We start from the raw sequence: 25,395 nt of genomic DNA on the forward strand, positions 1-25,395 counted from the left end.
GGTCCCCAGGTTACCGGGAACCCCGCAGGGTGGCCCGGACGGCGTCGATGGTGTCCGCCTCTGCCGGGTCCTTGTCCGGGCGGTAGCGGAGCACCCTGGCGAACCGCAGCGCCACGCCGCCGGGGTAGCGGGTGCTCACCTGGGCGCCGTCCAGCTCGATCTCCACCACCAGCTCAGGGCGTACGTGAACGGTCCAGTCGTCGCGGTGGGTCTCCAGCCGCTGGAACGTCTCGGTCTGCCAGGCCAGCAGCTCGTCGGTCATCCCCTTGAACGTCTTGCCCACCATGATCGGCGGTCCGCCGTCCGGGTCGCGGGCGCCGAGGTGGAGGTTGGACAGGTAGCCGGTGCGCCTGCCGTGGCCCCACTCCGCGGCCAGCACGACCAGGTCCAGCGTGTGCACCGGCTTGACCTTCAGCCAGGCGCTGCCCCGTCGCCCGGCCGCGTACACCGAGTCCAGCGCTTTGACCATGACGCCCTCGTGCCCGGCTTCCAGCGCGCCCGCCAGTACCTGCTCGGGGTCGGCGGGGTTCACCTCACCGGGGATGAGGTGCGGGCCGACGACCTTGCGTAGCGCCTCGTTGCGTTCGCGAAGGGGCGAGTCCAGCAGGTCCACGCCGTCCAGGTGCAGGCAGTCGAAGAAGTACGGCCGCAGCAGCAGGGCACGCACCTGCTCCTCGGTCGTCGACCCGAACCTGCTCATCGTCTCCTGGAACGGCCGGGGCCTGCCGTCGTCGGTCAGCGCCAGCGTCTCGCCGTCGAGCACCACGGACGTGCACGGCAGCGCCCGCACCAGCTCGACCAGCTCGGCGACACTGCCGGTGATCTCACGCAGGGTGCGGGTGTAGACGTGCACCTCCTCGCCGTCGCGGTGCACCTGGATGCGCGCACCGTCCATCTTGTACTCGACCAGCGCGTCCGGGTGCTCGGTGACGGCCTCGGCCAGCGACTCGGCAGGCGAGGCCAGCATCGGCCGTACCGGCCTGCCCAGCCGCAGCCGGAACGTCTCCAGCTCGGCGACGCCGCCGGCCATCGCCGCGCGTGCCGTCTCCGGCAGGCTGCCGGACAGCATCAGGGCGCGCCGGACCACGGCTGCCGGTACCTGCGCCGCCGCCGCGACGGCGTCGATCATCACCCCCTCCAAGGCTCCCTGTCGTAGCTCACCTGTCACCAGGGCCAGCAGGAACCGCTGCTCCGCCTCGGTGGCGGCGGAGAACAACGCGGTCAGTACGTCGGCCCTGCGCTTCACGGACCCGGCGCCGCCTGCCGCGGCGACGTCGCCGAGTGCCTTGTCGACCTCGGACACGCTCAGCCGCGGCTCCCGGGCAGGGGTGGCGTCCAGCCCGGTGACCGTGCGCCAGCCCGCCCCGATCCGGCCCTGCCTGGTCTGGCCGGTGAGGTAGGCGACCGCGGCGGCCAGCTCGTCCGGGTCGGTGCCGGACAGGCGTCGCGCCAGCGCCTCGATCTTCGCCTTACGTGAACGGGTCGCGGCGACCTCGGCCGAGGTGGCGACCAGGTCGGCGAACAACATGGGGACCATCATGCCCCCGACCACCGACAATCGCCGATCAGCGAGGCTCGCCAAGCACGTGAAGGCCACCTTCATTACGTGTGACGTGGTGAAGGTGGCCTTCACGTGCTCTGGGTGCTTGGCGGGGTTGTCTCGTTCGTGGTGGCTGGTGGGGCGGGTGTGCCGGGGTGAGGGCGGATGTGGTGGCGTCTGATGCCGTGAAGGGCGCCCTCACGGCAATCGCCCCGGACTCTGGACTTTGCCGGAGCCCTGACGTCTCACGTAGTGAAGGTGGCGATCAGCGAGGTCAGGGGGCGGCGCAGAGGGGGTGCACCGAGCCGTCGCGGCCGACGCACGGCGTGTACCCGGCCTCCTGCAGCTCGGCTCGCGCCGCGTCCCCGCGCAGGTAGTCGAGGAAGTTCTTCAGCAGCGAGTCGCCGTCCGGGACGCCCTTCGTGTACAGGTACTCGATCGTCCAGAACGGGTAGCCCGCGGCGATCACGCTGACGTCCGGCTCCCGGCCGTCCAGCCGCACGGTGGTCAGCGACTGGTCACCCGCCGTCGCCGCCTTGGCGGCCGGGACGTCGGCGTACCCGATCGCCCCCGGTGTCGCGGCGATCTCGGCCAGCACGTCGGAGGTGCTGCTGCGCTCGCAGCGGACGGTCGCCGCGCCCGCGTCGCGCTCGGGCCGCTCGCAGGAATCCGACGACAGCCCGCCCTCGGTCCCGCCGAGTACCTCCGTCTCGAACGCCTGCCTGCTGCCCGACTCCTGGCCCCTGCCGACCAGCCTGATCGGCATCGACGGCCCCGGCCGCAGCTGGTTCCAGTCGCGGATCCGTCCCTGGAAGATGTCCCGGAGCTGTTCGGTGGTCAGCCGGTCGACCCCGGCGGAGGTGTTGACGACGACACCGAACACGATCACCGCGACGGCCTGTGGCACCAGCGCTTTCGCCTGCTCGCCGCCCCTGCCGTCGGACAGCACGGCCAGCTCGCCCCGCTGCTCGGCGGGCAGCGCCGCCAGCGCGCGGACCCCGTCGATACTGCCGGTGGGCTGGGCGGTGACGGTCGCGTCCGAGCAGGCCTGCGTGTATTTCTGCGCGATCCGCCCGACGATCGGCGTGAACACCGTCGACCCCTCGACCCGGATGGTGCCGTCCGCGCACCGGATGGCCGGGTCGACCGGACGGCTCGCGGTCAGCAGCGTGGCGATCAACGCGCCGGTGAGCAGCACCCCGACCGCACCGGTCACCACCGGCCAGCTCAGCCTGCGCTGCTGCTTCTCGTCCTTGATCCGCCCGCCCGAGATCCGGCCGCGGCGGGTGACGTCCTTGCTGATCTCGGTCCTGCCGTTGTCGCCCGGCTCCCGCAGCACCACGACGAGCTTGAACTTCTCCGACCGCTTCAGCGACAGTCGCGTCAACCGCACGCCGTGCAACTGCGGCGGTTCCGGCTCCTTCTCCTTGTCCTGCGAGCCGAGCAGGCCGGCGAGCCGCTGCGGCAGCCAGGACCGCACGCCGGACAGTTTCTCCCGGTCGGCGACGTCGGGGGTGGATTCGCGGGAGAAGAACTCCATGTTCTCCCGGATCAGCTGACGCAGATCGTCTGTGGTGGCCTCGGAAATCCTGGCGTCCCAGACGATCCGGTCGCCGAACGTGAACGAGATCGGTGTCTCGAAGTCGTCCGGGTCGATGTCGAAACTGCCGGTGTTGCGGATCCGGATGACCACGATGCTCATCCGGCTCAGCTGCCGCGCCATGGTCTTCAGGTGCGGATCCATCTTGGCCGAGTGCGCGTCGTCGTTCAGGTCGACGGGGGTGAGGCCGATCTTGGAGTTGTAGAGCACCCGGAACGTCAGCCGCTTGCGCCGGATGACGTAACGGTCGGCGAACGGCGCACCGATCGCGATGAGCGCCGCGATTCCCAGGACCAGGCTGCCCTCACCGGAGCCAAGGAGTTCGGCGATCGACTGCATCGCCTGGCCGATGCCCACGTGTTGCTCCCTCCACCGCGAGCAGCCAGCGTAGACACGGATCTTCCTTGCCCAGCAGCGGAAAACACGACGTTCACCTGGGATTCAACCCCTGGTTGGCGACCTGAGCCGTCACGGTGACCGCCTCCCGCAGCCGGTCCGGCGTGAGCGCCGCGTACCCGAGCACCAGACCGGGGAACGGCGAGTCCGGCGTGTGCGCGTAACCGGACAGCGCCGGCGCGTTGACGCCCGCCGCCGCCAGCTTTCGTTGCAGGGACGCGTCGTCGGTGCCGTCGGGCAGCCGGACGACCACGTGCAGACCGGCGGCGATGCCGAACGGCCGCCACGCCGGCAGGTGCTCGGCGAGCGCGCCCAGCAGGGCGTCCCGCCGCTGCCGGTACAGCCTGCGGGTGCGGCGCAGGTGCCGGTCGTACCCGCCACCACGCAGCAGGACGGCCAGCGCCGCCTGCGGCATCGGCGCGCAGCCGAGGTCGTGTCGGAACTTCAGCTCGATCACCTGTTCCCGCAGCCGCGTGGGCAGCACGAGCCAGCCGATCCGCAGCGCGGGTGCGAGGACCTTGCTGACGCTGCCGACGTAGGCGACCCGTTCGGGATCGAGCGCGCGGACGGCCCCGAGCGCGGCCCGGTCGTAGCGGTGCTCGGCGTCGTAGTCGTCCTCGATCACCAGGCTGCCCGTCGCCCGCGCCCAGGACAGCAGCGACCGCCTGCGGTCCGGCCCGAGCGCGACGCCGAGCGGGAACTGGTGCGCGGCGCTGACCACGACCGCGCGGCAGGGCGCAGTCAGCAGGGTGATGTCGATGCCGTCGTCGTCGACGGGCACGCCGTGCGGCTGAAGTCCATGCGCGGCAAGGAGTTCGGCTTGACCGACGTGGCTGGGATCCTCGACGGCGACCGTCGTGTGGCCCTCCGCGCGCAGGACGCCGGCGAGCAGCGAGAGGCCTTCGGCGGCGCCGTTGGTGATCACGATGTCGTCCGGTGTGGTGGGCAGGGCACGGACGCGGCCGAGGTAGGACGCCAGCTCCGCCCGCAGCGCGGGATGGCCGGCCGGATCGGGGTAGCCCAGTTCGGCGTCGGGCATCGTGGTGAGCGATTCCCGTTGTGCCGCAAGCCATTCCGCCCGGGGGAACGCGCTCAGCGCGGGCAGGCCGGGTTTGAGGTCGTACCGCCAGCGCGGCCGGGCAGCCGGTGGTGCCGGACGGGGTGCGCTGTCGTCGCCCAGCGGTGCGACCTCGGTGCCGGATCCGTGCCGGGCCAGCAGGTAGCCCTCCGCGACCAGCTGCCCGTACAGCGTCGTGACCGTGCCGCGGGACAGGCCGAGCTGGGCGGCGAGGTCGCGGCTGGACGGCAGCCGGGTACCCGCGGCGAGCCGGCCGGAGCGGATGGCTTCCCGCAACGCCGCCTCGACGGCCTTGCCCCGGCGGCCCCCGGTCAGGCTCGGCAGCAGCAGTTCACGCAACATGTGGTCCAGTTTGCGGCAGCACAAGTGGTACTGGGAAGTGGACCAGTGGTCATCGACGCTGGACCTATGAGCACAACCCGCCACGGCGTACTCGCCGGGATCACCACCTCCGTCATCGTCGGCGGTTCCGTACCGGTGACCGCGCTGCTCGACGCCTACCCGCTGCTGACCGGCCAGGCACTGCGGTACGGCCTCGGCGGCCTGCTGCTGCTCGCGTTCGCCAGGCTGACCGGACGGCGGCTGCCCCGGCCCCGGCTGTCCGACGTGCCCGCACTCGTCGCGCTGGCGGCGACCGGAATGATCGGGTTCCAGGCGTTCCTGCTGCTGGCGCAGCGGCACGCCGAACCCGGGCTCGTCGCGGCCTTGCTCGGCGGCAGCCCGCTCGTGCTCGCCATCGCGGGCCCACTGCTGGCCCGCAAGCGACCGTCGGCCACGCCGCTGGTGGGTGCGGTGCTGGCCGTCGCGGGGGTGGCGGTGCTGTCCGGTGGTGGTTCGGGCAGTGCGGCCGGGCTGCTGCTGGCCGTGCTGGCGATGCTCGCCGAGGCGGCGTTCACGTTGCTCGCCGTCGGCCTGATCGAGCGGCTCGGCCCACTGGCCACCGCGACGTGGAGCTGCTTCACGGCGGCGATCGGCGGGGCGGCTGTGGGCAGTTTCGCCGGTGGCTGGCGGGTGCCGGACGCGACCGAGCTGACCGCGTTGCTGGTGCTGGCCGTCCTGGTCACGGCCGTGGCGTTCGTGGTCTGGTACTTCGCCGTCGGGACGCTCGGCGCCGACCGGGCCGGAGTGCTGATCGGGATCATGCCCGTCTCCGGCCTGGTCGTCGCCCTGCTGCTGGGCAGGCAGTCCCTCGAACTGACCGACCTGGCAGGCGTCGCCCTCGTCAGCCTCGGTGTGGTGGTGGGCCTTACTTCCCGCCGCGTGCCATCCGCAGCACGTCCAGAGCCTCGTCCAGCTGAGCTTCGGTGAGCTTGCCGTTGGCCACATGGCCGCGCTCGATGACCACCTCGCGGATGGTCTTCAGCTCCTTCAGCGCCTGCTTGGCGACGGCGGCGGCCTCCTCGTAGCCGATGTAGGCGTTGAGCGGGGTGACGATCGACGGCGATCCCTCGGCGTACTCCCGCGCCCGCTCGGCGTTGACCGTCAGGCCGGCGAACACCTTGTCCGCCAGTAGCCGCGACACCGCCGCGAGCAGCCGCGCCGACTCCAGCACGTTGCGGGCGATCACCGGCAGGTTGACGTTGAGCTGGAAGTTGCCCTGCGCGCCCGCGTAGGCCACCGCGGCGTCGTTGCCGATCACCTGGGCGACCACCTGCAGCGTCGCCTCCGGGATCACCGGGTTGACCTTGCCCGGCATGATCGACGAGCCCGGCTGCAGGTCCGGCAGTGCCAGCTCGGCAAGGCCGGTGCGTGGGCCGGAGCCCAGCCAGCGCAGGTCGTTGGCGATCTTGTTCAGCGACACCGCGACCGTGCGCAGGTGACCCGACGTTTCCACCACGCTGTCCTGCGTCGCCTGCGCCTCGAAGTGGTCGCGGGCCTCGGTCAGCGGCAGCCCGGTCACGTTCGCCAGCTCAGCGGCGACGGCGCTGCCGAAGCCGTCGGGCGCGTTGAGGCCGGAGCCGACTGCGGTGCCGCCGATGGGCAGCTCGCCCAACCTGCCCAGTCCGGACCGCAGCCGCTCGATGCCGAAACGGACCTGCGCCGCCCACGCCCCGGCCTCCTGGCCGAGCGTGATCGGCACGGCGTCCATCAAGTGCGTGCGACCGGACTTCACCACGTCCGACCACTCGGCCGCGCGGCCCTCGATGGTCGTTGCCAGGTGATCCAGTGCCGGGATCACGTCGGTCAGCACGGCCTCGGTCGCGGCGACGTGGATGGTCGTCGGGAACGTGTCGTTCGACGACTGGGAGGCGTTGACATGGTCGTTCGGGTGCACGTCGCGGCCGAGCGCGCGGCTGGCCAGCGTCGCGATGACCTCGTTGGCGTTCATGTTCGACGACGTCCCGGAGCCCGTCTGGAAGACGTCGATCGGGAAGTGCTCGTCGTGGCGGCCCTCGGCGACCTCGTCGGCCGCGGCCGCGATCGCGCCTGCCAGATCGGCGTCCAGCACCCCGAGCCGGGCGTTGACCCGCGCGGTCGCGGCCTTCAGCAGGCCGAGCGCGCGGATCTGGGCGCGCTCCAGGCCCCGGCCGGAGATGGGGAAGTTCTCGACGGCACGCTGCGTCTGCGCGCGGTAGAGGGCGTCGGCGGGCACCCTGACCTCGCCCATCGTGTCGTGCTCGATCCGATACTCCTGTTCTGCCATGCCGCCAGTCTGGCCCAGTTCGGACGGCCACGCGCCGTGTGTTCGACCACTAGGGTGGAAGTGTTCCCGATCACAGCCACCACCACTGGCGGAAGAGGTACGACATGAGTCGGCCCACCGAGGTCCTGACCGTCGACGTCGCCATCATCGGCGCCGGTCCCACCGGGTTGTTCGCGGCTTACTACGCGGGCTTCCGCGGTCTGTCCATGGCCATCGTCGACTCGCTACCCGAGCCCGGCGGCCAGGTCACCGCGATGTACCCGGAGAAGATGATCTACGACGTCGGCGGGTTCCCCGCCGTGCGCGGCCGCGACCTCGTGCAGGGCCTCGTCGACCAGGCGGCGCCGTGGAAGCCGACGTACCTGCTGGGGCGCAAGGCCGAGGGGCTGGTCGAGCACGGCGAGGGGTTCGAGTTGACGCTCGACGGCGGCGATGTCGTGCGGGCAGGCGCGATCCTGATCACCGCGGGGATCGGCGAGTTCACCCCGCGGCCGCTGCCCGCTGGCGACGGCTGGCTGGGACGCGGGATGGTGCACTTCGTGCCCGCGCTGGAGGCGCACCGCGGACAGCACGTGGTGGTCGTCGGCGGCGGCGACTCGGCGTTCGACTGGGTGCTCGCGCTGCACCCGGTGGCGGCCAGCGTCTCGCTGGTGCACCGGCGGTCGAAGTTCCGGGCGGCGGAGTCCATCGTGCGGGAGGCCAGGGAGCTGGGCATCCGGATCATCACCGACGCCGAGGTCACCGCGCTGCGCGACCGCGACGGCGTCCTGGCCGAGGTGGAGGTCGAGGTCAAGGGCGGTGGTACGGAGGTGCTGCCGGCGCAGACCGTCGTGGCGGCGCTGGGCTTCACCGCCGACCTCGGGCCGATCGAGAACTGGGGCCTGGAGATCGACCACCGGGCCATCGGCGTGGACAGCACCATGCGAACGGCCCGGGACCGGATCTACGCCGCCGGGGACGTCGCCGCCTACCCGGGCAAGGTGAAGCTGATCGCCACCGGCTTCGGCGAGGCCGCCACGGCGATCAACAACATCGCGGTGGCCCTCAACCCGGAGGCACACCTGTTCCCCGGGCACTCGTCGAACGTGGAGTAGCTATGGGCCAGGAAACGTCGACGACGGTGCTGTGGCGCCCAACCGGTCCGGAGGAGCTGGAGCTGGTGCGGCAATCCGGCTGGCGCGCCTGGCCGCCACGGCTACCTGAGCAGCCGATCTTCTACCCCGTGCTCAACGAGGAGTACGCGATCAAGATCGCCCGTGACTGGAACGTTCCGCACAGCGGTGTCGGCTACGTGACGCGGTTCCGGGTCGAGTCCGAGTTCCTCCGGCGCTACCCGGTCCAGCAGGCCGGCGGCCGCACGATCCTCGAGCTGTGGGTTCCCGCCGAGGAACTCGACGAGTTCAACACGCACATCGTCGGCCAGATCGAGGTCACCCACGAGTTCCGTCCGTCGTCAGAGGCACCTGCTCGATGAGCAAGCCGGCGTGGTGGCCTTCACGAGCTTGGGGAGCCGGGCGGCTTCGGAGCCGTCTGCTCGGTGATCCAGCTCGCGTAGGCGATGGCGGAGGTGTAGATCGACGGCGCGGTCGCGCAGGTCTCGTCGCCGTTGCCCGGCCGGCTGGTCACACCGACCAGCCGCCAGCGGTCGCCGACCCTGGTGATCTGCGGGCCGCCCGAGTCGCCGTAGCACGACCCGGCCTTGGCTCCGGGGTTGCTGGTGCACAGTTCGACCTTCGGGTCGAAGTCGTCCGTGCAGCCCTCGGTGACGAGCTTCGTGTCCAGCTGCCGCAGCACCGCCGGGTAGTCGCCGCAGCCCTGCTGGGGGCAGATCTGCCCCCAGCCGAGCAGCCGGGTGACGGTGTCCGGCGGCGCGGCGTCCGCCCTGGCGATCGGCTCGGCCTTCACCGGCTGCGTCAGCTCGACCAGGCCGATGTCGCCGCCCGCGCCGTCCGGGTTGTAGTCGGGATGGCGGATCAGCCTCGCCGCCTTGACCAGCTCGCCGTCCTTGGTGCGGTCCCTGCTGCCGACCCTGGCGTTGAGCAGGTCGGTGTTGCGCCCCTGCAGGCAGTGGGCGGCGGTCAGCACCCAGCGCGGGTCGATCAGCACACCGCCGCAGCGGTGCGAGCCGGTGCTGGTCTGCAGCGAGACGATGAACGAGTAGTCCTGGTCGGCTTCGACACCGCCGACGATGAACAGCCGGGTGGCCGCGGCCGGCGTGGCGAGAGCCAGCGCCAGTACGACGGCCGCGAGCAGGGAGCGAACGATCACGGCAGCGGGGGCACCGCGTCGTTGTCGCCGTCGAAGTCGACGGAGGAGTAGTCCCGCAGCTTGGTCAGCCGGTGGTAGCCGTCGATCATCCGCACGGTGCCGGACTTGGACCGCATGACGATCGACTGCGTCGTCGCGCCGCCCTCCCGGTAGTGCACACCGCGCAGCAGGTCGCCGTCGGTGATGCCGGTGGCGCAGAAGAACACGTTGTCGCCACGGACGAGGTCGTCGTTGGTGAGGACGCGGTCGAGGTCGTGGCCGGCGTCGATGGCCTTGGCGCGCTCCTCGTCGTCCTTCGGCCACAGCCTGCCCTGCAGCTCGCCGCCGATGCACTTCAGCGCGGCCGCGGCGATGATGCCCTCGGGGGTGCCGCCGATACCGAGCAGCATGTCGACACCCGTGGTCGGCCGCGCCACCGCGATGGCACCGGCGACGTCACCGTCGGAGATGAACCGGATCCGGGCGCCCGCTTCGCGGACCTCCTTGACCAGCTGCTCGTGCCGGGGCCGGTCGAGGATGCAGACGGTCACGTCGGACACACCGCTCTTCTTGGCTTTCGCCACCCGGCGGATGTTCTCCGCGATCGGGGCGGCGAGGTCGACCGAGCCCGCGGCCTCCGGCCCGACGGCGAGCTTCTCCATGTAGAACACGGCGGACGGGTCGAACATCGCCCCGCGCTCGGCGACGGCCAGCACCGCCAGCGCGTTGGGCATGCCCTTGGACATCAGCGTGGTTCCGTCGATCGGGTCGACGGCGACGTCGCACTCCGGCCCGTCGCCGTTGCCGACCTCCTCGCCGTTGAACAGCATCGGGGCCTCGTCCTTCTCGCCCTCCCCGATCACGACGACGCCGCGCATGGAGACGGTGCCGACGAGCTGACGCATCGCGTCGACGGCCGCGCCGTCGCCACCGTTCTTGTCGCCCTTGCCGACCCAGCGGCCCGCGGCCATCGCCGCGGCCTCGGTGACCCGGACCAGTTCCATCGCCAGGTTGCGGTCGGGCGCCTCCCTGCGGCGCGGCTGGCTGCTGGCTGGACTTGGGCTGGACATGCGGCCTCCCGGGTCACGTGCGGCGGGTTCTCAGTCTCTCAGATCCCCGCTGGCGGTCCCGTTCAACCGCGCATGGCGAACGTCACTGTCCGTCGTCGCCGTCCTCGACCGACGCGAGCGCGGTCTCCACCCGTTCCCGGGCGCCTTCCAGGTGCCGCTCGCACAGGCGGGCCAGTTCCTCGCCCTTCTCCCACAGCGCGAGCGACTGCTCCAGCGACAGGCCGCCGGCCTCCAGGGTGCGGACCACCTCGACCAGCTGGTCGCGGGCCTGCTCGTACCCGAGTTCGTTGTCGGTCTGGCTCTCGCTCACGCGAAGGTTCTCCCGTGTTGTCGGCTGCCCGCGCACACTACCGCGCTGGCCATCGCGTGGTCGTAGCCGACGAACGCGAGCGCGAACTCCTGGCCGTCGCCATCGGTGACGGCGTCCTCGATCTGGTTCTGCGCGCGGGCCACCCGCTTGCGGTGGGCGCTGCCCTCGGCGAACCACCAGCGGGTGCCGACGTAGAGCGAGGTCGCCTCGGACAGCTGCCGCAGCCGCGGCGGCAGGTTGCGGCAGCCGGTGCGGCCGGCCAGCAGGGCCGTCCAGCAGGAGGTGGCCGCCGCGTCGGCGGCCTGGGCGCTGGCGAGCACCGACGTGGCACCGGCGCGGGAGGCGGCGTCGGTCGTCAGCGGCAGGAACTGGTGCACTAGTCCTCCTCGCCCGGTGTTCGCACCGTCGCGGACACGGCACCGTCGGCGACCCGGATGCGGACGACGCTGCCGTCGTTCACCTCGGAGACCGATCGGAGTACGTGGAGGTTGCCTTCCGGATCGGAGAATTGCACGACGGCGTACCCCCGATCGAGTGTCGCGGCCGGTCCGAGCGCGGTCAGCCGGGCCCGCGCGGCGGTCAGCGCGGTCTGTTCGCGGGTGAGGTGGGCGAGGATCTCCCTGCGGCCGCGTTCCTTCTGGACCATGACCTCGTCGGCGCGGCGGTCGATCGGGCCGAGCGGGTCGGCCAGCACGGGACGGCTACGCAGCTGGTCGAGCAGGCGCCGCTGGGTGTCCACCCAGCCGTGCAGTGCACGGCGGCCGCGGTCGCGCATCTGCCGTACCCGGGTGGCCTCCTCCTTGACGTCGGGAACGATGCGCTTACCCGCGTCGGTCGGGGTGGAACAACGCAGGTCGGCGACGTGGTCGAGCAGCGGGGTGTCCGGCTCGTGTCCGATGGCGCTGACCACCGGGGTGCGCACGGCGGCGACCTCGCGGCACAGCGTCTCGTCGGAGAACGGCAGCAGGTCCTCCACACTGCCGCCACCGCGGGCGATCACGATCACCTCGATCGCCGGGTCTCTGTCCAAAGTGGTCAGTGCGCGGACGATTTCCGGAACCGCCTGAACGCCCTGCACGGCGGTGTTGAGCACGCGGAAGTTGGCCGACGGCCAGCGGGCCCTGGCGTTGACGAGAACGTCGCGTTCCGCCGCCGAGGCGCGCCCGGTGATGAGGCCGATTCCCTTGGGAAGGAAGGGAATCTTGCGCTTGCGTTCGGGAGCGAACATGCCCTCGGCCGCGAGCAGCCTGCGTAGCCGCTCGATCCGGGCGAGCAGCTCGCCGACGCCGACCGCGCGGATCTCGTCGGCCCGGAGGCTGAGCGCGCCGCGTCCGAAGTAGAACGTCGGCTTGGCGTGCACGACCACGCTCGCGCCCTCGCGTAGCGGCGGTTCGATCGACCGCATCAGGCCCATCGGGCAGGTGACCGACATGGAGACGTCGGCGGCCGGGTCGCGCAGCGTGAGGAACGCGGTCTGCGTGCCGGGGCGTGCGGTGAGCTGGGTGACCTGGCCCTCGACCCAGACCGTGCCCAGCCGGTGGATCCAGTCGGCGATCTTGCGGGCGACCGTGCGGACCGGCCACGGCGTCTCGGCGCTCGATCCGTCCCTGGCCGCGGTGTCGGGACCCGTCACTGGCCGTTGTTCTCCTCGCTGGCCTCGCCGGTGCGATGCAGGTTGCCGAGGCGGCGGGCGAGCATGCCGGTGAACTGCGGACGGTTCGCGTGATCGCGTTCGTAGGCCAGGATTTCCTCGAGCTGCTCGGCGCTGAACCGGCGCAGGCGGGCGCGCAGCTGGGGCAGTGTGAGGTCGTCGTAGCCGGCGACCCCGGCCGGGCCGGCGGTGTCGAACTCGCCCTCGGGGTGGTCGGCGGCCAGCGCCTGCTCCTCCTGTGACCACGGGTCGTCGGCGACGCCGTTCGTGCTTTCGGCGGGGAGGTCCTCGTCGAAGGTCGCCCAGCTGGGCGCCTCCTCGACCGGGCGGAGGGCGGCGAGGGCGTCGTCACCCTTGATGGCCAGCTCGGTGATGTGTTGTTGAACACGCATGGAGAGCTGGAGGACCTGGCTGGCGACGGTCACCGGAAGGCCGGTGAGCTGCCGGGGGAGTTCGCGAGCCCGCTCGACGGTGGTCACGGCGAGGCCCGCTGCGATCCGGAGCGGGAGCGGGAGAGGCTTCATGCCGCTTAGCCTGCCGCATGTGGGCCGTCCTGCCCAACCGGATGGGGGAAGTGGCGCAGCGTGCGTGACGGTGCGCACAGAGGGTGAGCCCGTACCCTGGGGGTATGAGTGGGAAGCGAGTGCTGCTGGCGAAACCCCGTGGCTATTGCGCGGGCGTCGACCGGGCGGTGGTCGCCGTCGAGAAGGCCCTCGAGATGTACGGCCCGCCGGTCTACGTGCGCAAGGAGATCGTGCACAACCGGCACGTCGTGGAGACCCTGCGGGAGCGCGGCGTGATCTTCGTCGAGGAGACCTCCGAGGTGCCCGAGGGGGCGCTGGTGGTGTTCTCGGCGCACGGTGTGTCGCCCGCGGTCCACGCCGAGGCCGCCGAGCGCAACCTGAAGACCATCGACGCGACCTGCCCCCTGGTGACGAAGGTGCACAAGGAGGTCAACCGGTTCGCCCGCGACGACTACGACATCCTGCTGATCGGCCACGAGGGCCACGAGGAGGTCGAGGGCACCGCCGGTGAGGCGCCCGACCGCGTGCAGCTCGTCGACACCGCCGAGGACGTCGACAAGGTCGAGGTGCGCGACCCGTCGAAGGTGGTGTGGCTGTCCCAGACCACACTGAGCGTCGACGAGACGATGGAGCGGGTCGACCAGCTCAAGGCGAAGTTCCCGCAGATCTCCGACCCGCCGAGCGACGACATCTGCTACGCCACGACCAACCGTCAGGTCGCCGTCAAGGCGATGGCCGCGGAGTGTGACCTGGTGCTGGTGGTTGGGTCGCGGAACTCGTCGAACTCCAAGCGGCTGGTCGAGGTCGCCCTGAAGGCCGGCGCGCGGGCGTCGTACCTGGTCGACTTCGCGTCGGAGGTCGACGAGTCGTGGCTGGACGGCGTCGAGACCGTCGGCGTGACCAGCGGCGCCTCGGTGCCCGACGTGCTGGTGATGGACCTGCTGAAGTGGCTGTCCGAGCGCGGCTGGGACGACGTCGAAGAGGTCACCACGGCGAACGAGAAGGTCGCCTTCGCGTTGCCGAGGGAGCTACGTAGCGCGGTGCGCTAGCCCTGGCCTTCGGGGTCCGGGCGTGGTCAACTCGCCGGGCCCGGGAGGTGGACTCGCGGGGCGCGAACGGTGGACTCGCGGGGCGCGAGTGGTCAACTCGCGTGTTCTGAACGGTCAACTCGCGCGCAGGAACCTACGACTCGCGCGTGGGAACGTACGACTCGCGCGTGGGAACGTACGACTCGCGTGTTGCGCGTCAGCGGTCTTCCTCCCAGGGGCGGCGCGGAGGCGCGCTTCGGCGGCCGCGCGGGTCCTGACCGCGGCCACGCGAGCCCGGGGCGTCGCCCCGGGACCCGGGGGCCTCGCCGCGCCTGCGCGGCGGCTCGCCGTCCTCCGGGCGCGGCCGCCTCGGCCGCGCGCCACCGGCCCGTTCGGGCGCGCCACGTTCCCCGGACCGCCTCGGCGGCGGGTCGTCCGGCCTCGGCCGGCGCCCCCTGCCCGCGGCACCTCCGGCGGCGGCACCGCCGGACGCGGCACCGGAGCCCCGGCGCGGACCGCCCTGCGGCGGCCGACCGCCACCGCGCGGCGGCGGACCGTCCAGGTCGTCACGACCGCGTCGCGCGCCAGACGGCCGGGCGCCCTCGCGCGGCTCCCTCGGCTTGCGGGGCGGCGCGGGCGGCCTGCTGGCCTCGGCGGGCTTCGCCTCGCCCTTGACCGGCGCGTCCGGGTCACGCTCGCGGTAGATGCGGTAGAACCCGATCGCCAGCACGACGGCCGTGGTGATCGCCATGGTCGGGAAGCCGTTGATCAGGGGCGTACCGACCGCGAGGCCTTTCTGCAGCATGTCGGCGTTGTCCGGCAAACCCGACACCAGCAGCACCACGCCCAGTACCGTCACCGCGAGGACCAGCGGCGGCTGCACCATCGGCCCGAACAGGCTCCGTCGCTGCACCGCGCAGATCGCGCCCACCGAGCCAAGGAAGAAGCAGACGTGGAACAGCAGATCCGCCACACCGGAGATCTGCAGGTCCAGCTTGCCGTCGTCGAGCTGGAGGTTCACGACGGCACCGATCACCGACAACCCGAGCGCCAGCAACACGGCCGCCCACCAGGGCAAACCTCTGCGCACGCCGATGACGGGGAGTTCATCCCACGGCACGTCGACGTCGTCGGCATCGGGATCGCTACGGCGATCGGGTACTGCGGTCACGAGGCAACACCGTATCCCGTGGTCAGGCCTGAAGTTGCTACCCCTGCCACAACGATGTGCATGCGACCACTCGTCCGCGTCTCCCACCTCACACCACTGGGGCGCATGAGCGGGCTTCTTGGTTGCCTCCCCCGGGAGGGTGTGTCAGCTTGCTGCCATCTCGTCCCCCTTACGGATGGGTGGCACTGGCGCCGGGCTGGCCGCCGTCTCGGTCAGCGGCGTGACCGAACTGCGGAAGCTCTCCAGCGCCTCCAGCTCCCGCCTGCGTGCTGACAGGAACCGCTGCAGGTGGGTGCTGGACAGGTTGACGGCGTCGACCGCGTTGCCCGCCATGCGGTGCGCCGCCGCCGCATGCGCACGCAGGTGGTCGACGTCGTCGGCCAGGGCTCGCTCGCTGGCCGCGAACAGCGCTGCGGAGGCGATCACCGCGAACCCCGTGGGGCCGCAGAGGAACACTCGCCGGTCGAGCATCCAGCGCAGTAACTCCGGGTCGGTGTCGAGCGCAGCCACCACCGCCGCGTCCGACGGAACGAACATGATCGTTCCGTAGATCGCGTCCGCCCAGCGTTGGTAGCCCTTGCCGGCCAGTTCGGCCGCACGCGAGCGGAGGTTGCGCACGTGGACCCGCAACGCGTCGAGCCGCTCGGCCGCGTCGTCGGTCTCCACGGCCTCCGCCCAGCAGGCCATGCTCGCCTTGGCGTCGACCGGCACCGTCCGGTCACCACCGACGCGCAGCAGCAGGTCGGGCTTCGCGGCGCCGCCGCCCGCGAGGTCCGTCTGCAGCGTGAAGTGCAGCCCTTCCCGGAGACCGAGCGCACGCGCCGTCTCGACCAGTACCTGCTCGCCCAGCTCGCCCCTGCCGCTGATCGACGCGAACGCCACCTCGTACCGCCGCAGCGACGCCTGCTGGGCGTCCACCTTCGCCCGTTCGGCCTCGATCTGCCTGGCCGCCGCGTCGGCCCGGCGCACGCTGTCGTTGTACAGCCGCCACACCAGCGCGACCGCCAGCGCCAGCACCACGGCGACGGCCACAGCCGCCGTGGTGATCACGGTCGAGGCCACCTGGCACCCCCTTTCCTGTCGACGCCCATCATGGCGAAGGGGCCCGACAGAATGCTCGCGATCCGATCATCGAACACACGTTCGAGTGACACGCGGGCCGGGGGTCCGTGGTTCGGTCGGGGCGAGCCCTTAGCTTGAGGACATGCGGGTCCTGCACACCTCGGACTGGCACATCGGGCGGAGCTTCCACGGTGCCGACCTGCTCGCCGAGCAGGAGACCGTCCTCAACCACCTCGCCGAGCTCGTTGCCGGCGAGGCGGTGGACGTCGTCCTGGTGTCGGGGGACGTCTACGACCGCGCGGTGCCGTCGGCCGAGGCCGTCGAGGTCGCGACCCGCGGGCTGGAGGCCATCCGCGCGGCGGGGGCCCAGCTGGTGATCACCTCGGGAAACCACGACTCCGCGCCCCGGCTCGGCGCTCTCGCCGGGTTCGCCGCAGCCGGTGGTCTGCACCTGCGCACCACGATCGACAGCCTGCACCGGCCGGCGTTGTTCACCGACGAACACGGCCCGGTCGCCGTCTACGGCATCCCGTACCTCGAACCGGAACCGGCGCGGCACGCGCTCGGCATCGAGGCCCGCGGTCACACCGGCGTGCTTACCGAGGCCATGCGCCGCATCACCGAAGACCTCGCCACCAGGCCGGAAGGCACGCGTTCGATCGTGCTCGCCCACGCGTTCGTCACCGGTGGGGTCGGCTCGGACTCCGAGCGGCCCATCGCCGTCGGCGGGGTCGAGCAGGTCGGCGGCGCTGTGTTCGACGGCGTCGACTACGTGGCACTGGGACACCTGCACGGTCCGCAGACCCTCGCCGAACACCTGCGTTACTCCGGCAGCCCGCTCGCGTACTCGTTCACCGAGGCGACGCAGCGCAAGTCGGTCTGGCTGGTCGATCTCGACGCGGGTGGCCTCGCCGAGGTCCGCAGGCGGGAGCTGCCCGTGCCGCGCCCGCTGTCCACGGTGACCGGCAAGCTCGACGACCTGGTCGAGGACCCGGAGCTGGAAACCCTTGTGGAGCACTACCTTTCGGTGACGCTGACCGACGACGTCCGCCCGCTCGACGCGATGCGCAAGCTGCGTAACCGGTTCCCCTACGCGGTCCACCTGGACTGGCAACCCGAGAGCGGGCGCGCGGTCGCCGAGCTGCGATACTCCACCGCCGTGCGGGGCCGGTCGGACATCGAGATCAGCAGCGGTTTCCTGGCCGACTGCCGAGGTGCGGGGCCGAACGAGTCGGAGAAGGAGCTGCTGGGGGCCGCGTTCGAGGCCGCCAGCAGGGTCGAGCCGCCGGGATGAGACTGCATCGGCTGGAGGTCACCGCGTTCGGGCCCTACCCGGACCGGGAGGTCGTCGACTTCGACCGCCTCGGCATGGACGGGCTCTTCCTGCTGCACGGCGACACCGGTGCGGGCAAGACGACACTGCTCGACGCCGTCGCCTTCGCGCTGTTCGGCGTGGTGCCGGGCGCGCGAGGGGACGCGAAACGGTTGCGCTGCGAACTGGCCGACGCCGACACGGCGACCGAGGTCGTGCTGGAACTGACCGTGCAGGGCAAGCGCTTGCGGCTGTCCCGCAGTCCCGCCTACGAACGGCCCAAACGCAACGGCACCGGGTTCACCACGCGCCCGGCGAAGGCCTGGCTGACCTGGCTCGGCGACGCCCCAACGGGCCAGTCGGCCGACGGCATCACCCGCATCGACGAGGTCTCCCGCACGGTGGGCCGCCTGCTCGGGCTGAACGCCGAGCAGTTCTTCCAGGTCGTCCTGTTGCCGCAGGGTGAGTTCGCGCGGTTCCTGCGAGCGGAGACGGCCGAGCGGGAGCAGTTGCTGGAGCGGTTGTTCGGCACCTGGCGGTTCGGCGAGGTCGAGCGCTGGTTCCGGGAGCGCAGGGTCGAGCGCAAACACGTCCTCGACGAACGTCGCCACACCCTGCGCGAGTGGGCGGCGAGGATCGGTCAGGTGGCAGGCGAGGAACCGCCGGATCAGGCCGACGACGACTGGGTAGCCGGGCTGCGCGAACGGGCCGCTCGCGCACGCGACGTCGCCGAAGAGGCCGAACGCAAGGCCCAGCGTGCTCGCGCCAACGCCGAGACCGAGCTGCTGCAGGGGCGCGAACTCGCCGAGAAGGCCCGGCGGGTCCGGGTGGCGACCGAGGCGCTGCGTGCCGTCACCGAACAGGGGCCCGAACGCGGGCGCTGGGCCGCCGAGCTGGCCGCGGCTCGCCGTGCCGCGCCGGTCGCCGAGGCAGCCGGGCTGGCGGACCGGCTGGCCGAGCGGGCCAAGCAGGCACTGGCCGCCGAACGCGTGCTCGCCCGCAAGCTGAAGGAACCCGACACACCCGCTGCCGAGTTGCGTTCCCGCGCCGGCGCGCTGCGCGAGCAGGCGGGCGGCCTCGCCGGACTGGTCGCCGAGGCGGAGCAGCAGGACGGCGACCGTGCCCGGCTCGGCGAACTGGAACGCGCCGCGAAGGAGGCGCTGGCCAGGGCCGCACAGCTCGGGCGCACCCTGTCCGAGCTACCGGCGCGCACCGAGGAGGTCCGGGGGAAGCTGGCCGCGTCGGCCACCGCCGGGGCCCGCCTCGACGGCACGCGGGCGCGGGAGGCCGAGCTGGCCGGTCTGCTCACCGAGGCGCGGCGCTTGCCCGAGGTCGAGCGTGCCGCCAGCGACGCCGCCGAGCTGCTGAGCAAGGCCGTCGACGCACACCAGGCGGCCCGGGCGCACCTGCTCGACGTGCGGGAACGGCGCCTGCGCGGCATGGCCGCGGAGCTGGCGGAAGGGCTCGCCCACGGGTTCGCCTGCCCGGTGTGCGGTTCGGAGGACCATCCCGCGCCTGCCCGGCCGGGGCTGGAGCAGATCGGCGACGCCGAGGAACGTGCCGCGGAGCAGGCCGAACACGTCGCCCGGCAGGACCGGGAGACCGCCGCGGCCGCGGCGAAGGAGGCGGACACCCGCCTGGTCACGCTGCGGGAGCTGCTCGCCGGCCGCACGGCCGAGCAGCTCGACACGGAGCTGGGCAAGGTCCGTGCGGAGCTGGCCGCGCTGGCCGAGGTCGCCGCCGAGCACGAGTGGCACGAGATGCGGCTGCGGGAGCTGGCCGCCGAGGCGGACAGCCTGTCCGATCAACGCACCGACGCCGAGCGTGCGGCCGCGACCGCCGCGACCGAACGGCGAAACCTCGAACAGGTCGTCACCGAACGGACCGTTCGCCTGGACAAGGCCAGGGGCAGCTATCCCGACGTCGCCGCCCGGCGTGCGCACCTGCTCGAGCAGGCAGTCGCGCTGGAGGAACTCGCCGAGGCGCGAGCCGATCGGGCACACGCCGAGCAGCGGCTCACCGAGCAACGCGAGGCAGTGGACGCGGCGGTCGCCAGGGCGCAGTTCCGCACGCTCAAGCGGGCGCTGTCCGCGATGCGTTCCGAGGAGGAGGTCGCCGAGCTGGAGGCCCGGATCGCCGAGGCGGACCAGGCCGAGGCGGCGGCGCGTGCCGTGCTCGGCGAACCGGAGCTGTTCGGCATCACCGGTGACGAGGTGGTGGACGTCGACGCCGCGGCCGCCGCGGCGGAGCGGGCACGTGAGCACGCGGAGTCGGCGGTCGCCGAGCACCGGGCGGCGACGGCGCTGGCCGCCGAGCTGGACCGGCTGGCGAAACGGTGGGCAGCCGCACGGGCCGCACTGGAACCCATCGAAGCCGAGGTCGCCGAGCTGGACGCACTGACCGACGTCGTCAACGGGCGTGGGCAGAACGTGCGCCGCATGTCGTTGCGGTCCTACGTCCTCGCGGCGCGGCTGGAGGAGGTGGCCCAGGCGGCCACCATCCGGCTGCGGGTGATGAGCCAGGGCCGCTACACGTTCGTGCACTCCGACGCGGCGGGCGCGCGGGGCACCCGCGGCGGCCTCGGGCTGGACGTCCTCGACGACTACACCGGCACGGTGCGGCCGGCCAAGACGCTGTCCGGCGGCGAGTCGTTCCTGGCATCGCTGGCGCTGGCGCTGGGGCTGGCCGACGTGGTCGCGGCCGAGACGGGCAGCGCCCAGCTCGACACGCTGTTCATCGACGAGGGCTTCGGCACGCTCGACTCGCAGACGCTGGACACGGTGATGAACGTCCTCGACGAGCTGCGGGCCGGTGGCCGGGTGGTCGGGCTGGTGTCACACGTCGAGGAGCTGCGGCAGCGCATCCCGACGCGGCTGCGGGTACGCAAGGCACGCACCGGATCGTCGCTGGAGCTGGTCGCCTAAGCGGCTCGCCACAGGTACATCCCGGCGTAGGACCGCCATGGCCGCCAGGCCTGGGCCCGCTCGGCCAGTCCGGCGGGGTCGTCCGGCAGCCCGAGGGCGGCAGCGCCCTTGCGCAGCACCAGGTCGCCGGTCAGCAGGAGGTCCGGAACGCCGAGGACGCGGGTCAGCACGTAGTCGGCCGTCCACGGCCCGATACCGGGCAGTTCCAGCAGTTCGGCACGCAGCTCCCCGGCGTCCCTGCCCACGTGAACGGTCACCTCGTGCCGTGCCATCGCCTCGGCGGCCCGTTGGATCGACTCGATACGGCGCCGCGGCCCACGCAGTACGTCGGCGCCGTGCTCGGCGACCGCCTCTGCCGTCGGGAACAGCGTGGTCAGGCTGCCGGACGGAACCGCGAGCGGCTCGCCCAGCTCCGCCGTCAGCCGCCCGGCCGCCGTCCGGGCGGCGGCCACCGACACCTGCTGCCCGAGCATCGCGCGCAGCACCAGCTCGGCGCCGTCGACGGCGCCCGGCACGCGGATGCCGGGGGTCGCCGCGACCAGCGGCGCCAGCGCGGGGTCCGCGGCCAGGACGCCTGCCACCGCGTGCGGGTCCGCGTCCAGGTCGAACAGCCTGCGGACCCTGGCGACGGCGCTGCCCAGGTCCCGCACGTCGACCAGGTGCAGTTCGCAGCGCACGTGCCCGTCGGACGGCGTCAGCCGTACCGTCGCCGCGCCGTGCGGCAGGCGCAGCGTCCGGGCGTAACCGGTCTCGGTGACCTCCTCGACGCCGGGCACGGCACGGTCGCCGAAGAACGTGAGCAGGCCGTTCGCGTCGAACGGTGGCCGGTACGGCAGCCGCAGCACAAGCCGCGTGCCGCTGCTCGGCGCGGCCTCGGCGGGCAGCCGCCGCCTGCTCGCCGACTCGCGTAGTCCGGACGGTGTCGTGGCGAACACCTCGCGCACCGTGTCGTTGAACTGGCGGATGCTGGCGAATCCGGCGGCGAACGCGACGTCGGCCAGCGGCATGTCGGACATCTCGATCAGCAGCCGGGCGGAGTGGGCGCGGTGGGCCCTGGCCAGCGCGAGCGGACCGGCGCCCAGCTCCGCGGTCAGCACCCGGCCGAGCTGACGCTCGGAGTAGCCGAGCCTGCTGGCAAGGCCGGGGACGCCCTCACGCTCGACCGTGCCGTCGGCGATCAGCCGCATCGCGCGGGCGGCCAGATCGGCGCGGACGTTCCACTCCGGTGAGCCGGGCACGGCGTCGGGCAGGCAACGCCGGCACGCGCGGTAGCCGCCGGACTGCGCGGCCGCGGACGTCGGGTAGAAGCGGACGTTGTCCGGTTTGGGCGTGATCGCCGGGCAGGACGGGCGGCAGTAGATCCCGGTGGTGCGTACGGCCATGACGAACTGGCCGTCGAAGCGGGAGTCACGCGAGGCGACCGCCCGGTAGCAGCGCTCGGTATCCCGCCAGAGCGGTTCGGTCCTGGTCAGCGTGGTCACGAGGTCGATAGTGCCACCGGCCGGGTCGCCCGACTGGCGGAAATCCGCCATGACAGCCGCCGACGGGGTGTGCGGGGGTGGCACGTAGACTGGCCTGCCGTGAGTCTCACCCTCGGTATCGTCGGCCTGCCCAACGTCGGCAAGTCCACCCTGTTCAACGCGCTCACGCGCAACGACGTGCTCGCCGCGAACTACCCGTTCGCCACGATCGAGCCCAACGTCGGCGTCGTGCCGCTGCCCGATCCGAGGCTGGACAAGCTCGCGGAAGTGTTCGACTCGGCCAAGACCGTGCCCGCCGTTGTGTCCTTTGTGGACATCGCGGGCATCGTGAAGGGCGCGTCGGAGGGCGCGGGGCTGGGCAACAAGTTCCTCGCCAACATCCGCGAGGCCAACGCCATCTGCCAGGTCATCCGCGTGTTCGACGACCCCGACGTCGTGCACGTCGACGGCCGCATCGACCCGTCGTCGGACATCGAGACGATCAACACCGAACTGATCCTCGCCGACCTGCAGACGCTGGAGAAGGCGCTGCCGCGGCTGGAGAAGGAAGCGCGGACGAAGAAGGAGAACCGGCCCGCGCTGGAGGCCGCGCAGCAGGCCAAGGAGATCCTCGACGGCGGCCGGACGCTGTTTTCCGCGCAGGGTGAGTTCGACGGCGCGCTGGTGCGGGAGCTGAGCCTGCTCACCACGAAGCCGTTCCTGTACGTGTTCAACGCCGACGAGGGCGTCCTGTCCGACCAGGCGCGGCGGGAGGAGCTGACCAAGCTCGTCGCCCCCGCGGACGCGGTGTTCCTCGACGCGAAGGTCGAGGCCGAGCTGCTGGAACTGGACGACGAGGAGTCCGTGCGCGAGCTGCTGGAGTCCGTCGGCCAGGAGGAGCCGGGCCTGCACGCGCTGGCCCGCGCCGGGTTCCACACGCTGGGCCTGCAGACCTACTTGACGGCGGGGCCGAAGGAGTCGCGGGCGTGGACGATCCCGCAGGGCGCGACGGCGCCGCAGGCGGCAGGCGTGATCCACACGGACTTCGAGCGCGGCTTCATTAAGGCCGAGGTCGTGTCGTTCGACGACCTGATCGAGGCCGGCTCGATGGCGGCGGCCCGGTCCGCGGGCAAGGTCCGCATGGAGGGCAAGGACTACGTCATGTCCGACGGCGACGTGGTGGAGTTCCGCTTCAACGTCTGACCGCGCCCGCGTAAGTGAAGATAAGGGGCGGCCATACCTTCACTTATTCGGTAAGTGAAGGTATGATGGGTGTATGCCTTCACTTGGGTCTCGTCCAGACCCGGAGGGGGTCGAGGCGGCCGGTGGCTGGCCGGCGATCTCCAGCGAGCCGGTGCCGTGGCGCCCGGCAATCGCTGCTGACCTGCTGACGCGCCCACAGCGTGAGCGGTATCAGGGGCCGTACCGTGCCGCGGTTGTTCCGTTGATCGCGGACAGGGTTCCCGCACTCTCTGCCGAGACGACGGCGATAGCTGCCGAGGCCAGCCTCGCCATTACTCGGTTCGATGCCGATCTCGGCGCCGAGGTCGCGCCATTTTCCGCGATCCTGCTGCGCTCGGAATCGGCGTCATCTTCGCAGATCGAGAACCTGTCCTCGGGGGCGAAGCAGATCGCACTCGCGGAACTGGGCAGCCGGGAGAAGCGAAACGCGACCGAAATCGTCGGCAATGTCGAGGCGATGAAGGCGGCGATCGTGCTAGCGGACCGGTTGGACGCCGACGCGATCCTGGCGATGCACCGCGCGCTGATGGCTGAGCATGATCCCGACATCGCGGGAAAATGGCGTGAGAGCGCGGTGTGGATCGGTGGGTCCAAGATCGGCCCCCATGACGCTGACTATGTCGCTCCTATTGCTCAGAACGTACCGGCGTTGATGGACGACCTCGTAGCGTTCACTCGTCGAGCCGACATTCAACCCATGGCACTGGTGGCGATCGCACACGCCCAGTTCGAAACCATCCACCCGTTCCCAGACGGCAACGGGCGCACGGGTCGTGCGTTGGTGCAGTCGATGATCCTGGGGCGAGGACTCACCCGGAACGTCACCGTGCCGGTATCGGCGGGCTTGCTCAGTGACACCAGGCACTACTTCGACACCCTGGACGCCTATCGGGACGGGGACGTCTCGCCCATCGTCGAGACGATGTCTCGTGCGGCGATGTCTGCCATCGAAAACGGGAGCAAGCTCGTTTCCGATCTCCGAAAGGTCCGCGAAGAGTGGAGTGAGCGACTGCGCTCTCGACGCGGATCGGCAGCTCGGCGACTGGTCGACGTCCTGCTCCGGCAGCCCGTGATCGATGCGCGGACTGCGGCGTCGGAACTGGGCATCTCTCCGGCAAATGCGGGTAGGGCGATTGGGCCGCTCGTCGATGCCGGAATCCTGACCGAGTTCACGGGCTTCAACCGAAACAGGATGTGGCACGCCAAAGACGTCACAGGTGCCTTGGACTCGTTCGCGGCCCGGGCGATGCGTCGTAGCGAATAGCGAGGGTGTTCGTTCAGAACAAGGTCAGCTGTCCCTCTGGTGGCCGGCGGCGGGCGATGATCCCGTCGCAACGGCCGCAGGTGACCTCGTCGTCGGTCGGCTGTAGGCCGCGGTAGTCCCAACCGTGCTACCGAAGTCGTAGCATCGAGATCATGGCCATGACACTGCGGCTGACCGAGGAACAGGAGCGAGCACTGGCCTTGCTCGCCGAGGCTGACGGCGTGAGCAAGCATGAGGCGGCCGTCCGCGCGATCACCGCCACTGCTGCTCGCCGGGTCCAGACCGAGCGGATTCAGCTGTCCCGTGAAGGGCGCGAGCGGTACGGCTCGCTTCTCGGCCGCCTGGCACGGTGACCGAGGTACAGGCTCAGCCCAGGACTGCCAGCGCGAGCACGAGCAGCATCGTGATCGCCGTCGCCAGGGTGGTGACCATGGCGCGCTGGGCGGGGGTGAGGACGGTGGCGGTGTTCATTCGGCATTCCCAACAGCTCTGAACTGGCGTTTCCACCCGTCACAGCGCTTGGATCATGCCCGGTGTTACGGCGCGGCGGGCCGTGTGGCCGAACTCACGACAGCGCGTCCACCGCGTCGTCGATCTGCGCCGCCAGCGCCGTGTCCTTGCCGGTCAGGCCGCCCTCGGAGTGCGTACTCAGCCGCAGCGTCAGCGTCCGCCAGCGGATGTCGATGTCCGGGTGGTGGTTGACGCTCTCCGCCAGCTCCGCGATCCGGTTCACCACGGCGATCGCCTGCGGGAAGCTGGGCAGCTTCGCCGTGCGCACGATCGAGTCACCGTCCCTGGTCCACGACGGCAGGTGCTCCAGCGCGGCGGCGACGTCTTGATCACTCAAAAGTTCCGACATGCCTCCATGGTGG

General features: G+C 71.5%; 23 protein-coding genes. 9 read left to right on the top strand and 14 right to left on the bottom strand.

Going from position 1 to position 25,395, the window contains the following annotated elements; translation table 11 throughout:
* Nucleotides 1–10: 10 nt before the first annotated feature.
* The 3 genes from EWH70_RS14155 to pdxR all read right to left on the bottom strand — a co-directional run bounded on the left by EWH70_RS14155 (nt 11) and on the right by pdxR (nt 4,956).
* On the bottom strand, nt 11–1,528 hold the full coding sequence (locus tag EWH70_RS14155) for an ATP-dependent DNA ligase (RefSeq protein WP_130475902.1): 1,518 nt from the start codon (nt 1,526–1,528) through the stop codon (nt 11–13).
* A 286-nt stretch (nt 1,529–1,814) separates the two neighbouring features.
* The gene (locus tag EWH70_RS14160) at nt 1,815–3,497 is read right to left on the bottom strand and encodes a PstS family phosphate ABC transporter substrate-binding protein (RefSeq protein ID WP_130475812.1); all 1,683 of its coding nucleotides are present in this window, start codon (nt 3,495–3,497) and stop codon (nt 1,815–1,817) included.
* A gap of 73 nt (nt 3,498–3,570) precedes the next feature.
* Entirely contained in the window at nt 3,571–4,956 is a 1,386-nt protein-coding gene (gene pdxR / locus EWH70_RS14165) for a MocR-like pyridoxine biosynthesis transcription factor PdxR (RefSeq protein WP_130475813.1), read from the bottom strand.
* Between the two features lie 66 nt (nt 4,957–5,022).
* On the opposite strand from pdxR, the gene EWH70_RS14170 reads away from it, so the two are divergent.
* Nucleotides 5,023–5,922, top strand: a complete 900-nt coding sequence (locus tag EWH70_RS14170; protein WP_130475814.1) for a DMT family transporter — start codon at nt 5,023–5,025, stop codon at nt 5,920–5,922.
* Here the strand turns inward: EWH70_RS14170 and EWH70_RS14175 are convergent.
* Nucleotides 5,861–7,258 (bottom strand): class II fumarate hydratase, encoded by a 1,398-nt coding sequence (locus EWH70_RS14175; RefSeq protein WP_130475815.1) that lies wholly within the window; start codon nt 7,256–7,258, stop codon nt 5,861–5,863. The two genes, EWH70_RS14170 and EWH70_RS14175, sit on opposite strands and share 62 nt — an antisense overlap.
* A gap of 104 nt (nt 7,259–7,362) precedes the next feature.
* On the opposite strand from EWH70_RS14175, the gene EWH70_RS14180 reads away from it, so the two are divergent.
* Together EWH70_RS14180 and EWH70_RS14185 are read left to right on the top strand one after the other, a co-directional pair.
* Complete coding sequence (locus EWH70_RS14180; protein ID WP_130475816.1) at nt 7,363–8,352, top strand: NAD(P)/FAD-dependent oxidoreductase; 990 nt, start codon at nt 7,363–7,365, stop codon at nt 8,350–8,352.
* Nucleotides 8,353–8,354: 2 nt separating this feature from the next.
* On the top strand, nt 8,355–8,732 hold the full coding sequence (locus EWH70_RS14185) for a hypothetical protein (protein WP_130475817.1): 378 nt from the start codon (nt 8,355–8,357) through the stop codon (nt 8,730–8,732).
* 20 nt (nt 8,733–8,752) lie between these two features.
* On the opposite strand, the gene EWH70_RS14190 is transcribed toward EWH70_RS14185, so the two are convergent.
* From EWH70_RS14190 to EWH70_RS14215, 6 genes are all read right to left on the bottom strand, one after another.
* Nucleotides 8,753–9,526 (bottom strand): S1 family peptidase, encoded by a 774-nt coding sequence (locus tag EWH70_RS14190; RefSeq protein ID WP_240686975.1) that lies wholly within the window; start codon nt 9,524–9,526, stop codon nt 8,753–8,755.
* Nucleotides 9,523–10,575 (bottom strand): class II fructose-bisphosphatase, encoded by a 1,053-nt coding sequence (gene glpX / locus EWH70_RS14195; protein WP_130475818.1) that lies wholly within the window; start codon nt 10,573–10,575, stop codon nt 9,523–9,525. The genes EWH70_RS14190 and glpX overlap by 4 nt, the downstream gene beginning before the upstream one ends.
* A gap of 82 nt (nt 10,576–10,657) precedes the next feature.
* Nucleotides 10,658–10,885 (bottom strand): exodeoxyribonuclease VII small subunit, encoded by a 228-nt coding sequence (locus EWH70_RS14200; protein ID WP_130475819.1) that lies wholly within the window; start codon nt 10,883–10,885, stop codon nt 10,658–10,660.
* Nucleotides 10,882–11,262, bottom strand: coding sequence for a hypothetical protein (locus EWH70_RS14205; RefSeq protein ID WP_130475820.1), 381 nt, complete (start codon nt 11,260–11,262; stop codon nt 10,882–10,884). Before EWH70_RS14205 ends, EWH70_RS14200 begins: the two co-directional genes overlap by 4 nt.
* Nucleotides 11,262–12,518 (bottom strand): exodeoxyribonuclease VII large subunit, encoded by a 1,257-nt coding sequence (xseA, locus tag EWH70_RS14210; RefSeq protein ID WP_130475821.1) that lies wholly within the window; start codon nt 12,516–12,518, stop codon nt 11,262–11,264. The genes EWH70_RS14205 and xseA overlap by 1 nt, the downstream gene beginning before the upstream one ends.
* Nucleotides 12,515–13,060 (bottom strand): lipid droplet-associated protein, encoded by a 546-nt coding sequence (locus EWH70_RS14215; protein WP_130475822.1) that lies wholly within the window; start codon nt 13,058–13,060, stop codon nt 12,515–12,517. Before EWH70_RS14215 ends, xseA begins: the two co-directional genes overlap by 4 nt.
* A gap of 104 nt (nt 13,061–13,164) precedes the next feature.
* Between EWH70_RS14215 and EWH70_RS14220 the strand changes: the two genes are divergently transcribed.
* Nucleotides 13,165–14,109, top strand: a complete 945-nt coding sequence (locus tag EWH70_RS14220) for a 4-hydroxy-3-methylbut-2-enyl diphosphate reductase (protein ID WP_130475823.1) — start codon at nt 13,165–13,167, stop codon at nt 14,107–14,109.
* A 196-nt stretch (nt 14,110–14,305) separates the two neighbouring features.
* On the opposite strand, the gene EWH70_RS14225 is transcribed toward EWH70_RS14220, so the two are convergent.
* Both EWH70_RS14225 and rmuC read right to left on the bottom strand, forming a co-directional pair.
* Nucleotides 14,306–15,259, bottom strand: coding sequence for a DUF6542 domain-containing protein (locus EWH70_RS14225; protein ID WP_130475824.1), 954 nt, complete (start codon nt 15,257–15,259; stop codon nt 14,306–14,308).
* 144 nt (nt 15,260–15,403) lie between these two features.
* Nucleotides 15,404–16,321: a DNA recombination protein RmuC gene (gene rmuC, locus EWH70_RS14230; protein WP_130475825.1), complete on the bottom strand. Its 918-nt coding sequence runs from the start codon at nt 16,319–16,321 to the stop codon at nt 15,404–15,406.
* A gap of 142 nt (nt 16,322–16,463) precedes the next feature.
* Between rmuC and EWH70_RS14235 the strand changes: the two genes are divergently transcribed.
* Both EWH70_RS14235 and EWH70_RS14240 read left to right on the top strand, forming a co-directional pair.
* Nucleotides 16,464–17,615, top strand: coding sequence for an exonuclease SbcCD subunit D (locus tag EWH70_RS14235; RefSeq protein ID WP_130475826.1), 1,152 nt, complete (start codon nt 16,464–16,466; stop codon nt 17,613–17,615).
* Complete coding sequence (locus EWH70_RS14240; RefSeq protein ID WP_130475827.1) at nt 17,612–20,557, top strand: AAA family ATPase; 2,946 nt, start codon at nt 17,612–17,614, stop codon at nt 20,555–20,557. Before EWH70_RS14235 ends, EWH70_RS14240 begins: the two co-directional genes overlap by 4 nt.
* Here EWH70_RS14240 and EWH70_RS14245 read toward each other — a convergent pair.
* Nucleotides 20,554–22,089, bottom strand: a complete 1,536-nt coding sequence (locus EWH70_RS14245) for a DNA-3-methyladenine glycosylase 2 (RefSeq protein ID WP_130475828.1) — start codon at nt 22,087–22,089, stop codon at nt 20,554–20,556. The genes EWH70_RS14240 and EWH70_RS14245 overlap by 4 nt on opposite strands.
* A gap of 48 nt (nt 22,090–22,137) precedes the next feature.
* Here EWH70_RS14245 and ychF point away from each other — a divergent pair, with 48 nt between their 5' ends.
* The 3 genes from ychF (at nt 22,138) to EWH70_RS14260 (ending at nt 24,876) form a co-directional block, all read left to right on the top strand.
* Nucleotides 22,138–23,220: a redox-regulated ATPase YchF gene (gene ychF, locus EWH70_RS14250; protein ID WP_130475829.1), complete on the top strand. Its 1,083-nt coding sequence runs from the start codon at nt 22,138–22,140 to the stop codon at nt 23,218–23,220.
* A gap of 73 nt (nt 23,221–23,293) precedes the next feature.
* Nucleotides 23,294–24,523 (top strand): Fic family protein, encoded by a 1,230-nt coding sequence (locus EWH70_RS14255; RefSeq protein WP_130475830.1) that lies wholly within the window; start codon nt 23,294–23,296, stop codon nt 24,521–24,523.
* A gap of 152 nt (nt 24,524–24,675) precedes the next feature.
* Nucleotides 24,676–24,876, top strand: coding sequence for a CopG family transcriptional regulator (locus EWH70_RS14260; RefSeq protein ID WP_130475831.1), 201 nt, complete (start codon nt 24,676–24,678; stop codon nt 24,874–24,876).
* Between the two features lie 212 nt (nt 24,877–25,088).
* On the opposite strand, the gene EWH70_RS14265 is transcribed toward EWH70_RS14260, so the two are convergent.
* Nucleotides 25,089–25,382: a 4a-hydroxytetrahydrobiopterin dehydratase gene (locus EWH70_RS14265; protein WP_130475832.1), complete on the bottom strand. Its 294-nt coding sequence runs from the start codon at nt 25,380–25,382 to the stop codon at nt 25,089–25,091.
* Nucleotides 25,383–25,395 lie beyond the last annotated feature (13 nt).

Origin of the sequence: Amycolatopsis suaedae, assembly GCF_004214935.1 — a bacterium.
Taxonomy (GTDB): Bacteria; Actinomycetota; Actinomycetes; order Mycobacteriales; family Pseudonocardiaceae; genus Amycolatopsis; species Amycolatopsis suaedae.

Bases quoted from the DNA above. Each gene is read 5' to 3' on its own strand.
- EWH70_RS14245 (WP_130475828.1), bottom strand. From the start codon at position 22,089: ATGGCGGATTTCCGCCAGTCGGGCGACCCGGCCGGTGGCACTATCGAC.
- EWH70_RS14175 (WP_130475815.1), bottom strand. From the start codon at position 7,258: ATGGCAGAACAGGAGTATCGGATCGAGCACGACACGATGGGCGAGGTC.
- EWH70_RS14170 (WP_130475814.1), top strand. From the start codon at position 5,023: ATGAGCACAACCCGCCACGGCGTACTCGCCGGGATCACCACCTCCGTC.
- pdxR (WP_130475813.1), bottom strand. From the start codon at position 4,956: ATGTTGCGTGAACTGCTGCTGCCGAGCCTGACCGGGGGCCGCCGGGGC.
- EWH70_RS14215 (WP_130475822.1), bottom strand. From the start codon at position 13,060: ATGAAGCCTCTCCCGCTCCCGCTCCGGATCGCAGCGGGCCTCGCCGTG.
- EWH70_RS14255 (WP_130475830.1), top strand. From the start codon at position 23,294: ATGCCTTCACTTGGGTCTCGTCCAGACCCGGAGGGGGTCGAGGCGGCC.
- EWH70_RS14260 (WP_130475831.1), top strand. From the start codon at position 24,676: ATGGCCATGACACTGCGGCTGACCGAGGAACAGGAGCGAGCACTGGCC.
- EWH70_RS14185 (WP_130475817.1), top strand. From the start codon at position 8,355: ATGGGCCAGGAAACGTCGACGACGGTGCTGTGGCGCCCAACCGGTCCG.
- glpX (WP_130475818.1), bottom strand. From the start codon at position 10,575: ATGTCCAGCCCAAGTCCAGCCAGCAGCCAGCCGCGCCGCAGGGAGGCG.
- EWH70_RS14155 (WP_130475902.1), bottom strand. From the start codon at position 1,528: ATGTTGTTCGCCGACCTGGTCGCCACCTCGGCCGAGGTCGCCGCGACC.
- EWH70_RS14235 (WP_130475826.1), top strand. From the start codon at position 16,464: ATGCGGGTCCTGCACACCTCGGACTGGCACATCGGGCGGAGCTTCCAC.
- EWH70_RS14180 (WP_130475816.1), top strand. From the start codon at position 7,363: ATGAGTCGGCCCACCGAGGTCCTGACCGTCGACGTCGCCATCATCGGC.
- EWH70_RS14220 (WP_130475823.1), top strand. From the start codon at position 13,165: ATGAGTGGGAAGCGAGTGCTGCTGGCGAAACCCCGTGGCTATTGCGCG.
- EWH70_RS14265 (WP_130475832.1), bottom strand. From the start codon at position 25,382: ATGTCGGAACTTTTGAGTGATCAAGACGTCGCCGCCGCGCTGGAGCAC.
- EWH70_RS14240 (WP_130475827.1), top strand. From the start codon at position 17,612: ATGAGACTGCATCGGCTGGAGGTCACCGCGTTCGGGCCCTACCCGGAC.